This window comes from Chitinophaga rhizophila, assembly GCF_019492185.1.
In the GTDB taxonomy this organism is placed as follows: domain Bacteria; phylum Bacteroidota; class Bacteroidia; order Chitinophagales; family Chitinophagaceae; genus Chitinophaga; species Chitinophaga rhizophila.
Genome location: NZ_JAICCF010000003.1, coordinates 872,520 through 884,315, shown reverse-complemented (window position 1 = coordinate 884,315; position 11,796 = coordinate 872,520). Strand labels below are relative to the sequence as shown.

Below are 11,796 nucleotides of genomic sequence, written 5' to 3'. Positions count from 1 at the left end.
AAAATCACTGTTCTTTTCAGATAACATTTATTCCGAGCTGTTGGTAAGGTAAAGCCAGCGATAATCCGGCATCATCTGTTATAATTGTGTCCATTGCTGTGATGTTACAAACCTTATAAGGTTCTGCTGTACCCATTTTATCGCCGGTTACAAGAGCGATGACCCTGTTGGCAGCTTGTACCATGACATTTTTCACGGCAGCTTCGTCCATATCGGGGCCTGTTACACCTACCTCAGTATGCAGGCTGCATACCCCCATGAAGCAGATATCTGCACGCATCTTTTCTATCATCCGGATTGTGTCAATACCGGCGGTAACCTGGGAACTTTTAAATATGCGGCCACCTGTAAGGATGACTTCTACTCCCGGATGCTCCATCAGCTGCATGGCGATAGGGATGCTGGGTGTTACTACGGTGAGCTGTAAAGAAGGCGGAAACAGTTTAACGAGGGCATAGGTGGAGGTACCACCGTCCATGATAATAGTCTGGCCATTATGCAGGAAGGATAGCGCCTTGGTGGCAATTGCTCTTTTGTCATCCTCGTGGATGCCAATACGTTCGTTAAAAGTATACGGTTGTGGAGAGTGAGGAATAGCGCCGCCCCTTACTTTGATCAGCAGACCATTCTGAGCCAGCACTTCCAGGTCGCGCCTGACGGTATCTTCCGACACCTGCAGATCATTACTCAGTTCCGTGTGCAGTACTTTGTGGTCAGCCTGCAACTTCCTGAGAATATAATCGAAGCGCTCTTCTTTAAGCATGTTGTTGCAATTTCCTGCAAAATTAAGAAACAGCTTGCAGAATACAGCTAACACTTTTGTGCAAAATGCATAAATTTGCAAAAAACAGCAGAATATGGCAAGAATTGCGATTGACATGGACGGCGTAATGGCAGACACAACCCAGCAAATGATTGACTGGTATGCTAACCGCTATGGGGTACAAGTTGACAAGGCGACGCTATACGGCATTCCTGAAACGACAGGATTCCCACATGAGAAGGAAGTGATCAGGAAGTTTTTGTTTGAACCCGGCTTTTTCAGGACAAAGCCTGTGATAAAGGACAGTCAGGAGGTAATCCGGGCGTTGCAGGACAAATATGAGGTGTTTATTGTATCAGCAGCCATGGAGTTTACACCATCTCTGCCGGAAAAGGTAGACTGGCTGGCAGAGCACTTTCCATTTATATCCTGGCAGAATATAGTTTTCTGTGGTTCAAAGACGATCATCCAGGCAGACTATATGATCGATGATCATGTGAAGAACTTGCAACCTTTTAAAGGTCAGGGGTTAATGTTTACAGCGCCGCATAATGTGAATGTGACAGATTTCAAGAGAGTGGATACCTGGCAGGATGTAGCCGGACTGTTATTATAAGTCTATTCCAGCCTTGTTATTAACACTATTGTATGCATATCCTTGCGGATCTGTGGCAAGACCTTTCCATACGGGCAGGAAAAGCAGCTCGTATGCCCTGTGTTCGAATGCCGCAGCATCAATGATACGCTCGGAGGTGTAGTTGCACCATGACAAGGTATTGCCTGTTTGCAGCCTGGCAATATCTCTGAGAATAGCATCCATAAATGGCTGCCACCACAGATCAAGGGTTAGTGCATTTTCACGCACCATCAGATGGATGGACATTGGCAGAAAGGTATAATCTTCTACAGTGATCAGTGCGTGGCGCTGATCATTATTCAGTTTTGCGGCAACAATGTCGGCCAACCGTTTACGGGTAAACACTTCTTCTTCTGCACCACAGATGGGCATTACAAGATACCATACGGGAGGATCAAACGCATTTGGCAGATAGTTCATTGAACGAGATTTATGATAACAGCATTATCATAATAGTATTGTACGTAAAACTATAACAATTTTGTTATTCATTAAAAAACCTGGAGGATTGCTGTTGGATACAATGGGCTAGGATTTTGTGGAATATTGTTATGGTGTCTTTTCAGTCAGTTCGTTCTCTTAGTATCAGCCTTTTTTTGAACGGGCTTGTTTGCGTAGCTGTAGAATATCTTTTTTTGCTGTTTCGAGTCCTTCTTTAAGAGAGGAATAGCTTTTCAGTAACACGTTATGCTCTTCCAGCAACTTGTAATACTTTTCTCTGAGTGCAAGCATTTCATCATTTTCTGCCTGGCGGGCATCTTCAAGTGCGCCAGGGTGGAGAAAGCTGGTGCTTGTCATTTCGAGAGACCTGACTACTCTGTCCAATTCATCTGCGCTAAAGACTTCTTTTTCAAAGAGATTGTACATAGTGCGGCGGCTCATACCGAGACGTTTGGCCAATCTGGTTTTATTCAGGCCCCGTTCACCTATCAACTCCATCAATCTATCACCGTGATGTAACACAGTACTTTCCTTTCCCTTTTCTCCGTTGGCAGAGGGAACACTATTCCATTCGTAAAACTCTTCGGCAGTGATACCGATAATCTCACAGAATTTTTCAAGTGTACTTCGCTTCATATCACTTTTCCGTAAATGATAATGTGCAATCTGGTTGGTGAAACCCGCCATGTCTGCGAAGTCAACTATCTTAATTTTCTTCTGCTTTAATACTTGTTTAAGGCGCTGGCCCATGTGGATTAACCTGGACATGTATGCTATATTTTACTAACAGTGGTTTGCGCTGGTGTGCAATTCATACAATATAATAATAATTTCCTTTTCATTGACATAATTGGAAATTCATATAGACAATATAGTTATCAGCATGATAATATCAGTAAAGCTATTTTGATGTATTACAATTCAGTATACATTGTGTTTCAATGAAGAATGACAACATCGTCACAATATGCCTTCAAAATATTTGATATAAATAGTTATTTAACAATCATTTAGAAGCATGCTAATGGAGGTAAAAATTAGTTGTGCAAAAATTGTTACAATAAAATATTTATAAATAGATTTGCTTACATCGCAATCAATATTATTACAGTGGTAAGAAACTCTCAATTAATCATTATCACATTAATCCAAAAACTTTCAGCATGAAAAAAACAATGCCTTCCACATCACAACCTATCAATTTGTTACAGGATGTGCATTCCAGAATGATCAATCTTCCTATTTACTTCCGTGAGCGTGTGTGTGAGGAATGTTCATGGAGTATCCCTACATTTTATCGTAAAATGCGTAGCGCCGTAAAACCGGGAAGTCTCGATAAAGAACGGATTACACCAAATCTGAGCAATGCAGAAAAAGAAAAGATCATTGCAGTTCTCGATGAAGTTTTCCAGGGTTTCTGGGATTACTGTGAGAAATACAGGAGAAAGCCAGCTAAAGATTAAGTCATTCTATTAAACTCATAACCTATGCCCTTTAGATGCTAACCCGGAATCCCCGATCAGACCAACTGAAACCATTATTCCCGGCCCCATCTGCCACTATCCAGGACATATACAGGTTTGTTATTGACTATTGCCCATTTTTACTAAATTTAAGCTGCAGATTGCTAACACGTTATTTACATTGACCAACAAAACTGATTGCAGCTATGGCTTATCCGTATCAGATCAAGAGCTTAGAAGAGTATCAACAGAACTACCAGCAGAGTGTCATAGACCCGGAAGGATTCTGGGCCAATGTAGCAGATCACTTCTACTGGAGGCGCAAATGGGATAAGGTACTGGAATGGAATTTCAAAGATCCGGATGTCAAATGGTTCACCGGCGGCAAGCTGAATATTACTGAAAACTGCCTTGACCGTCACCTGGGAACCCTCGGTAATACTCCTGCTATTATCTGGGAACCTAACGATCCTGAAGAACGCCACCGCGTTATTACCTACCGCGACCTATATAACAAAGTATGCCAATTCGCTAATGTGTTGAAGAACAACGGCGTAAAGAAAGGCGACCGCGTATGTATCTACATGGGAATGATCCCCGAACTGGCTATTGCAGTACTTGCCTGTGCCCGTATCGGTGCCATTCACTCTGTAGTATTCGGAGGCTTCAGTGCCCAATCTATTGCCGACAGGATCCAGGATGCACAAGCCAGCCTGGTAATTACCTGCGACGGCGCATTCCGTGGTAATAAGGATATTCCGCTCAAATCTGTTATTGATGATGCCCTGATCGGCTGCCCGTCAGTTAAGAAAGTCATCGTATGTACCCGCACCCGCACGCCTGTCAGCATGATAAAAGGCCGTGATCTTTGGTGGGAAGACGAGATCAAACAGGTGGAAACCATGGGAAATCCCCCCTGCCCAGCCGAAGAAATGGATGCAGAAGATATGCTCTTCATCCTCTACACATCCGGCTCTACCGGAAAACCCAAAGGAGTGGTACATACCTGTGGCGGTTACATGGTATATGCAAACTATACCTTCGTAAACACCTTCCAGTATCAGCCGGGAGAAGTCTACTTCTGTACTGCCGACATAGGCTGGATCACTGGTCATAGCTACATCATATACGGGCCACTCAGTGCAGGCGCAACTACCCTGATGTTTGAAGGGGTACCTACCTACCCTGACGCTGGCCGCCTATGGTCTATTGTAGATAAGTTCCGTGTAAACACTTTATATACAGCTCCTACCGCTATCCGCAGCCTGATGGGATATGGATTAGGGCCTGTAAATCATAAAGATCTCAGCTCTCTTAAAAAACTAGGCAGCGTTGGTGAACCGATCAACGAAGAAGCATGGCACTGGTTTAAAGACCATATCGGTAAAGGACGTTGTCCGATTGTAGACACCTGGTGGCAAACTGAAACCGGTGGCATCATGATCACGCCTATTGCCGGTATCACCAAAGAAAAGCCAGGATACGCCACACTGCCCCTGCCGGGTATCCAACCGATACTGGTAGACGAAACCGGCAAGGAAATAACAGGCAATAACGTCAATGGCAACCTCTGTATCAAATTCCCATGGCCTGGTATGCTGCGTACCACCTATGGCGATCATGAACGCTGCCGTACTACCTACTTTGCTACCTACGACAACCTTTACTTTACCGGCGATGGCTGCCTCAGAGATGAAGATGGCTACTACCGCATCACCGGTCGTGTAGATGATGTACTCAATGTAAGCGGCCACCGTATTGGTACTGCTGAAGTGGAAAACGCCATTAACATGCACGCCGGCGTAGTAGAAAGCGCTGTTGTAGGATATCCGCATGATATCAAAGGGCAGGGTATCTATGCCTACGTTATCACCGAAAAGCAGTCTCACGAAGCTGAACTTGTTAAAAGAGACATCCTTCAGACTGTGTCCCGTATCATCGGACCGATAGCTAAGCCAGACAAAATACAGTTCGTAAGCGGACTGCCTAAAACCCGCTCCGGTAAAATTATGCGCCGTATCCTCCGCAAAATCGCGGAAGGCGAGCTGGATAACCTGGGCGATACTTCTACCCTGCTCGATCCTGCTGTAGTAGAAGACATCAAACGCGGCAGACTTTAACAGTATTAACATCCGTATTATAAAAGGGCTGACATGTGCAGCCCTTTTTTATTTTCCTCCCGTACCATATACCCTGGTATACCACCCGGCCTGACCTATACTACCAGTCACCTACTTCCTACCAACCACTCAGCACGATAAAAACCCCACCCTACAAGCAAACGAATACACTCTTTTTATAATTTTACCGCATGAAGTTTGTCAAACGTATCCTTCGCATCCTTTTAGTACTCTTCCTTCTGCTGAATGTTGTAGCTGCCTTCCATGCCTGGAAATTCACTCATTTCTATAATGCGGGCGCTTTCAAGAATAAACATCAGCGCCCGGAACAAATGCGTGCAGGTGAAAAGATGAAGATGGTACTGTTTGGCGTACGCCTGTCCAAATCAACGCTCAGAAATCAACCGCAGGCTCCATACGAAACTATCTACCTGGAAACAGCCAACGGTCTGCGACTGGAAGGCTGGTGGATGCCACGCCCGAATGCAAAAGGTACAGTGATACTCTTCCATGGCTATAATGGCGCGAAAGACGGCCCTATATCTGAGGCTACCTATTTCCGGCAGCTGGGCTATAACACACTACTAATGGACTTCCGTGCACATGGCAACAGCCAGGGCAATGTATGCACTGTAGGGTACAAGGAAGCAGAAGACGTTATGCTGGCCTACAATTTTGTGCAGCAGAAAGGAGAAAAGCACATTCTACTCTGGGGTGTTAGCATGGGCGCTGCTGCCATAATGAGGGCAATACCAACCTACCATCTTCAACCGGATAAGGTCATGCTGGAATGCTCTTTTGCAACATTGACTGATGCAGTAAAAAGCAGGATGCGGGCTGTCCATCTACCTGGCTCTCCCCTATCACAGCTACTTACTTTCTGGGGTGGTGTAGAGAATGGCTTTTGGGGCTTCAGCCATAATCCGGCTGAATATGCCAAAAGCATCCATATGCCTGCGCTGATATCCTGGGGAAAACACGACCCGAGGGTGACCCGGCAGGAAACAAAACAGATATACCAAAACATGGGCTCAGCTAATAAGCGGCTGGTTATCTATGAAAAATCCGGACACCAGTCTTTCTGCAGAAATGAGGGAGAAAAGTGGAAGAATGCGGTAAAAACATTCCTGGAGTAGCCTATCATGCAAAAAGCACACTCCACCCGAATGAAGTGTGCTTCACAAGACCAATACCCGCCTTTATGATAAATCATGAGGCCAGACACATCGCCTGACGTCACTACAATGCTTCCGGCTAACGGCCATAGCGGCACTGCTCTTCATCATGAATAGCATGTAAGATCTTCAAATGCGTTTCTTATAATAAAGGTAACTCTGCACACTGCAATGTGCAATACAGGCATTATCGTCTGATGACAACGGGTGTACCTACTTTAATGAGGTCATATAGTTCACTTACGTCACTGTTCTTCATACTCACGCAGCCGAGCGTCCAGTTAATACGTCCTTCAACATAGTTGTCACGTATGCCGGAGTTCCACTCTACACCGTGGATACCGATGCCCCCGCCAGGTGAGGCATTCTTGGGTAACTTACCTGCATCCTGCAGGTCATAGAATTTATTCCAGGAATCCTCATTAGGATAGTCCAGTAACATGAAGCGGTTCCAGAGTTTGTCCACTCTTTTACTTAATATATGAAATGTGCCTTCAGGAGTCAAACGATCTCCCTCCTGACGTTTGTCAGACTGGTCGCGGTTGCCGAAAGTCACTTTGTATATCTTCCTTAATGTAACGTCTTCGTATAAGTACATTCTGTAGTCACTCTTGTCCACCAGCAGGAATATCTTGTTGGGATCGATATCTCCAGGCTGTAATTTCACTGTATACAATTTGTCTTCTTCACCTTTATTCGTAAATCCTGATACGGTCACTGTCAGCATCAGAAGCATCAACAAGCAATAGCGGTTCATTTTCACAGGGATTTTGCACTTAAGTTAACGTTGACTGTCAATTCATTATTGCAGCTTTCCAAAAAATAGATGGCAAAAATAAAGAACCATCCGGAATTTCCGTTCACCATAATGGCAAACAGACCCGGATGGTTCTTATAAATACGGCTGAACCGTTATGATATTAGTAACCGAAAATCTCTTCCAAAGAAACGACTTTCACGTCGCCAAACTTCTTCAGATCTTCTGGATTTACCTTTTTGTCAGATGCCATAATGCAATAAGTATAAGGCTTATTTGCAATGTTCTCATCATGGAACTTCTTCACATCATCATAGGTGATACCATCAATCTGTGAATACACTGTCTTACGGTAATCAGTATCCAGACCTAGTTTCTTTGATCCCAGGTAGGTGAAAATGATACCGTCCTGTGTGATACGTTCTGTTTCGATATCCTGTTTCATGCTCTGCTTTGCAGTCATAAAACCTTTCTCCGAACGAGGCATATCATTCAGTAATTCGTTCATACCATTGATAGCCTCGCCCATTTTATCTGCCTGGCTGCCAACGTACGCTACTACAGAATAGCGGCCGTCTTTTTTCTCAGGAGATGCATAATAAGCGTAAGTAGAATATGCCAGCGCTTTAGATTCCCGGATAGTCTGGAATACAATAGATCCCATGTTACCTCCGAAGTAGCCATTGAACACACTGATCAGGGTGGTGTTATCAGGAGTATAGTTGCCCGCATTCCTGATCCAGTTTACTTCTGACTGTACCATATCGTAGTTGGTGAACAATACCTGGTTCTTATCCTGGGAGATCTTCTCAAATTTCAGCGGCGCTGGTATTGTTTTAGGCGTAGCTGGTACCTGGTGCTGTTTGCCAATAGCGGCAATAGCAGCGTCCAGCGTCTGCGGGCCGTAATAAATAACCATGTGCTGATATTCAGGCAAAGAATGCAGAATATCAACCAGTTGCTGACCGGTAACTGCATCCAGTTCAGACTGGCTCAGCTGGTTATTGAACGGATTCTTAGGACCATACATACCATAGTTGGTAAGTCCTTTCAGGATATTCGACTTATTCAGCTTGGAATCTGCACGGCCTTTAGCTATACGGCCTTTGAAGGCGGCGAGTGCCTGCTCATCCGGCTTACAGTTTCTAAGAACATGCTCGAACAGGGCAACTGCCTTGTCAAAGTTCTCCTGCAGGCCACTTACGGTAAGAGTAGTAGCGTCAGTACCGGTTGAAACGTTGAAGTTACAAGCGATGTTATAGAACTCCTTACTGATCTGTTCTGTAGTATATTTATCTGTACCCAGGAACTGAAGATATTGCGCTGCCAGCGGAAGCAGTTTATTGTTCCAGCTACCCATATCGAAACGGTAGTACAGGCGGAAGAGACCGTTGTCTTTATTCTGTACGTACAATACATCCGCAGTACCAAGTTTACCTTTCTGAATGTCTTTGTCGAAGTCCAGCCAGAGTGGTTTAATACTGTTAGCAGGCATTTCGTTAACCTGTTTCAGGAAGGCTGATTGTGCTTCACGGTTTACTTCTACCGGCGTGATCGCAGGTTTATCTACCTTCTGGAGATTCTTGTCTTCACCTTTACGTTTGTATAACAATACGTAGTTGTTAGAGAAGTACTTATTTGCGAAGTCAACGATTTCCTTTTTGGTAACTTTCGACATATCATCCACAAAAGATACATCTGTCTGCCAGTTCTTTCCTCTGTGCTTGATAAAGCCATCCATCATGGAGGTAGCACGGTTCTTATTGCTTTCCACACCTACCAGTTCAGCGAGTTTTGCATTGTTAACAATAGCTTTCACCATTGTTTCGTCAAATTCGCCTTTCTTCAGAATCTCCAGCTGACCAAGTAACAGATCTTTAACCTGCTCCAGCGTCTGTCCTTCTTTAGGAGAACCGCTCATAGTGAAGACGGAGTAATCTTTCCATCCCATTACACCTGCACTGGCTTTCAGCACTTTCTGTTGCTTATTGATATTCAGATCCAGTAAACCGGCTTTACCATTGTTCAATACTTCAGAAATTACTGACTGTAGAACGGCTGATTTCACATCCAGCGCACCTGGCATACGAAAGGCAATCATAACATTTTCAGCGTCAGGGCCGAACACCTCTTTCACTATCGGTGCAGAGATAGGTTTTTCTACAGGAGCTTTATACTCTTTAACAGGTTTAGGCTGCATGTAAGCAAATGCCTGGTCTATCTGTTTGATCACCTGATCAGGATCCAGGTCGCCGGCCATTACTACAGCCATATTTCCTGGAACATAGTAGGTGTTGTAGAAATCGCGGATTGCTTTCAGTGAAGGATTCTTCAGGTGTTCAATTGTACCGATGGTGCTTTGCTGACCATAGTTATGCGTAGGGAACAGGGTAGCCAGCATCAGCTCGTAAGTTTTACGGCCGTCGTTGTCCAGCCCTCTGTTCTTTTCTTCATACACGGCCTCGAGCTCTGTATGAAACAGGCGGAAAACCGGGTCTTTGAATCTTTCTGCCTGCACAGCCAGGAATTTGTCCACTACATTAGAAGGAATATCTTCTTCGTAGATGGTTTCTTCTACCCAGGTGTGTGCATTGGTACCCTGAGCGCCCATGCCTGACATCATTTTGTCATACTCATTGGCGATAGCGTACTTAGCGGCCAGGCCGGAGACGCTGTCAATGCTGTGGTAAACTGCCTGACGGGCAGTGGCATCAGCTGTACGATTGTAGGTATCATACAGACTTTCGATCTGATCCAGGTAAGGCTTTTCCTTCGACCAGTCCAGGGAGCCATAACGCTGGGTACCTTTAAACAAGAGATGTTCCAGGTAATGCGCCAGACCAGTGTGGTCGGATGGGTCATTATTACTACCGGCACGGGTACCGATAAGTGTCTGGATACGAGGATCTTTTTTGTTGACTGAAAGAATAACAGTAAGTCCGTTTTTCAACGTGTAGAAGCGTGCCTTCATCGGATCGTTGGAGATATACTTATAGGTATATCCGCCCGATGTGCCCTCCTTCCATTCGTACTTTTTCTGTTGTGCGCCTGCTAAAGAAGACATAGTACAGGCAAGCAGCAATGAACAGATTGCTTTCTTAATGAGGTTCATGAATTGGTTTTTGAAAATAAAATAAACAATACCAAATATAATGGTATTGTCCGGATGTGCCCGGGCAGGAACTTGTTAAATGGAACTAAAAAATGAGCAGTGGACGATTTACTCCCAATCCAGCTCAGGGGTTATTCCGTATTGAATGTCAACAAACAGCGCATCCAGCGCAACGGGTTCGTGTACATTGGCTAACAGTAACCTATGATTATCGGTATAGGTGTTCGACGAAAAATGACTGTTCTCATCTTCGTCTGGCCCAGGTTCCTGCGCATAAATTTTTACTCCCACAATTCTCTTCTCACATGAATGGGCCCATACAATAAATCCGGTACAGGCCAGAAAGGCAATAAAAGAACGCATACATCTTAGATTTTGATCCCCCAAAAAATGCTAAAAGCTATTAAAACGTATCCCTATTGAGAAAGGATACTGCTCCAGCCCATAATCATGTAGCGGAGTCAGCGCGAAATTACCATAAAGTTTGAGAGGTCCGTAACCAACATCGCCTGTTAAGCTAAGTTTCCACTTATTGAGGTTAAATTCATCTACTTTTTTCTCCTTTCCACGTTCACGGCTGATCTGCTTTGTTCTGGCCTTAGCCAGATAACCACCCATTACGCCTACGCCCATTTTAAAGGCCCTGGAAGGCTTAGCAGGATTGCTATTGAAATTCAGCATTAATGGTACACTCAGATATTGTGCGAACAGCTTGTTCTTTGAGAAATTCACGTTATCACGTACGATCTCGGTAGGGTATCCTGGCGCGTAAGTAATATTTCTCGCAAAACGGTAATTGTTCATTTCTACACCGAGTGCATAGATCAGGTTTATTTTGTGCTTGTAGACATTCAGCCTCTGCTGGAACAGCCAGATGTTAAGATTAATGGACTTTCCGGTAATTAGCTTGAACTCTGACGGTGTGAGCGGAGCACTTCCTCCACGTGGTGCCAGGGTGTTTAACCCGGCTGCAGAATAGGTATAGGATTTATTATAACTATCTGATATTCCGTTAGGTGCTGCATAATAGGATAATGCAACTGCTCCACCGTAATCGCTACGGTCTATGTAGTTGTTGAAGCCTACATCCACCACAAACCATCTGGTCTGAAGGTTCTTCTTCAACCGCTCTCTCGCGTAAGCGGTGTCATTATACACCCTGAAGATACGTTTGCCTTTTGCATCTTTTCCCTTCATGATGATCAGTCCCTTTACCTGGAACGTCTCAACAAGACTATCGGCAGTCTGGGCTTGTGCACCAACACTTACAATAAGCAGTAACAATAAATAGCGTAAAGCTTTACACTTCATATCAAAAAAATTCATTC

General features: G+C 44.5%; 11 protein-coding genes. 4 read left to right on the top strand and 7 right to left on the bottom strand.

Going from position 1 to position 11,796, the window contains the following annotated elements; genetic code table 11:
• Nucleotides 1-16: 16 nt before the first annotated feature.
• On the bottom strand, nt 17-763 hold the full coding sequence (locus K1Y79_RS18180) for a DeoR/GlpR family DNA-binding transcription regulator (protein ID WP_220251587.1): 747 nt from the start codon (nt 761-763) through the stop codon (nt 17-19).
• 94 nt (nt 764-857) lie between these two features.
• On the opposite strand from K1Y79_RS18180, the gene K1Y79_RS18175 reads away from it, so the two are divergent.
• Nucleotides 858-1,379: a 5' nucleotidase, NT5C type gene (locus tag K1Y79_RS18175; RefSeq protein ID WP_220251586.1), complete on the top strand. Its 522-nt coding sequence runs from the start codon at nt 858-860 to the stop codon at nt 1,377-1,379.
• Here the strand turns inward: K1Y79_RS18175 and K1Y79_RS18170 are convergent.
• Both K1Y79_RS18170 and K1Y79_RS18165 read right to left on the bottom strand, forming a co-directional pair.
• Nucleotides 1,374-1,820 carry a hypothetical protein gene (locus K1Y79_RS18170; RefSeq protein WP_220251585.1) on the bottom strand — a complete coding sequence of 149 codons (447 nt, stop codon included), beginning with the start codon at nt 1,818-1,820 and terminating at the stop codon, nt 1,374-1,376. The two genes, K1Y79_RS18175 and K1Y79_RS18170, sit on opposite strands and share 6 nt — an antisense overlap.
• 165 nt (nt 1,821-1,985) lie before the next feature.
• Nucleotides 1,986-2,609 (bottom strand): helix-turn-helix transcriptional regulator, encoded by a 624-nt coding sequence (locus tag K1Y79_RS18165; RefSeq protein ID WP_220251584.1) that lies wholly within the window; start codon nt 2,607-2,609, stop codon nt 1,986-1,988.
• Nucleotides 2,610-3,004: 395 nt separating this feature from the next.
• Between K1Y79_RS18165 and K1Y79_RS18160 the strand changes: the two genes are divergently transcribed.
• The 3 genes from K1Y79_RS18160 (at nt 3,005) to K1Y79_RS18150 (ending at nt 6,560) form a co-directional block, all read left to right on the top strand.
• Nucleotides 3,005-3,304: a hypothetical protein gene (locus K1Y79_RS18160; RefSeq protein ID WP_220251583.1), complete on the top strand. Its 300-nt coding sequence runs from the start codon at nt 3,005-3,007 to the stop codon at nt 3,302-3,304.
• A gap of 206 nt (nt 3,305-3,510) precedes the next feature.
• Complete coding sequence (gene acs, locus K1Y79_RS18155) at nt 3,511-5,424, top strand: acetate--CoA ligase (protein ID WP_220251582.1); 1,914 nt, start codon at nt 3,511-3,513, stop codon at nt 5,422-5,424.
• A gap of 191 nt (nt 5,425-5,615) precedes the next feature.
• Nucleotides 5,616-6,560, top strand: a complete 945-nt coding sequence (locus K1Y79_RS18150; protein WP_220251581.1) for an alpha/beta hydrolase — start codon at nt 5,616-5,618, stop codon at nt 6,558-6,560.
• 226 nt (nt 6,561-6,786) lie between these two features.
• Here K1Y79_RS18150 and K1Y79_RS18145 read toward each other — a convergent pair whose 3' ends face one another.
• From K1Y79_RS18145 to K1Y79_RS18130, 4 genes are all read right to left on the bottom strand, one after another.
• On the bottom strand, nt 6,787-7,356 hold the full coding sequence (locus K1Y79_RS18145; RefSeq protein ID WP_220251580.1) for a L,D-transpeptidase family protein: 570 nt from the start codon (nt 7,354-7,356) through the stop codon (nt 6,787-6,789).
• Nucleotides 7,357-7,519: 163 nt separating this feature from the next.
• On the bottom strand, nt 7,520-10,468 hold the full coding sequence (locus K1Y79_RS18140) for a M16 family metallopeptidase (protein WP_220251579.1): 2,949 nt from the start codon (nt 10,466-10,468) through the stop codon (nt 7,520-7,522).
• A 108-nt stretch (nt 10,469-10,576) separates the two neighbouring features.
• Nucleotides 10,577-10,831 carry a hypothetical protein gene (locus K1Y79_RS18135; protein WP_220251578.1) on the bottom strand — a complete coding sequence of 85 codons (255 nt, stop codon included), beginning with the start codon at nt 10,829-10,831 and terminating at the stop codon, nt 10,577-10,579.
• 30 nt (nt 10,832-10,861) lie between these two features.
• A complete protein-coding gene (locus K1Y79_RS18130) occupies nt 10,862-11,779 on the bottom strand; it encodes an outer membrane beta-barrel protein (protein WP_220251577.1) in 918 nt (305 codons plus the stop codon).
• Nucleotides 11,780-11,796 lie beyond the last annotated feature (17 nt).

Coding starts and splice junctions, on each gene's coding strand:
- K1Y79_RS18180 (WP_220251587.1), bottom strand. CDS start 763: ATGCTTAAAGAAGAGCGCTTCGATTATATTCTCAGGAAGTTGCAGGCT.
- K1Y79_RS18175 (WP_220251586.1), top strand. CDS start 858: ATGGCAAGAATTGCGATTGACATGGACGGCGTAATGGCAGACACAACC.
- K1Y79_RS18170 (WP_220251585.1), bottom strand. CDS start 1,820: ATGAACTATCTGCCAAATGCGTTTGATCCTCCCGTATGGTATCTTGTA.
- K1Y79_RS18165 (WP_220251584.1), bottom strand. CDS start 2,609: ATGTCCAGGTTAATCCACATGGGCCAGCGCCTTAAACAAGTATTAAAG.
- K1Y79_RS18160 (WP_220251583.1), top strand. CDS start 3,005: ATGAAAAAAACAATGCCTTCCACATCACAACCTATCAATTTGTTACAG.
- acs (WP_220251582.1), top strand. CDS start 3,511: ATGGCTTATCCGTATCAGATCAAGAGCTTAGAAGAGTATCAACAGAAC.
- K1Y79_RS18150 (WP_220251581.1), top strand. CDS start 5,616: ATGAAGTTTGTCAAACGTATCCTTCGCATCCTTTTAGTACTCTTCCTT.
- K1Y79_RS18145 (WP_220251580.1), bottom strand. CDS start 7,356: ATGAACCGCTATTGCTTGTTGATGCTTCTGATGCTGACAGTGACCGTA.
- K1Y79_RS18140 (WP_220251579.1), bottom strand. CDS start 10,468: ATGAACCTCATTAAGAAAGCAATCTGTTCATTGCTGCTTGCCTGTACT.
- K1Y79_RS18135 (WP_220251578.1), bottom strand. CDS start 10,831: ATGCGTTCTTTTATTGCCTTTCTGGCCTGTACCGGATTTATTGTATGG.
- K1Y79_RS18130 (WP_220251577.1), bottom strand. CDS start 11,779: ATGAAGTGTAAAGCTTTACGCTATTTATTGTTACTGCTTATTGTAAGT.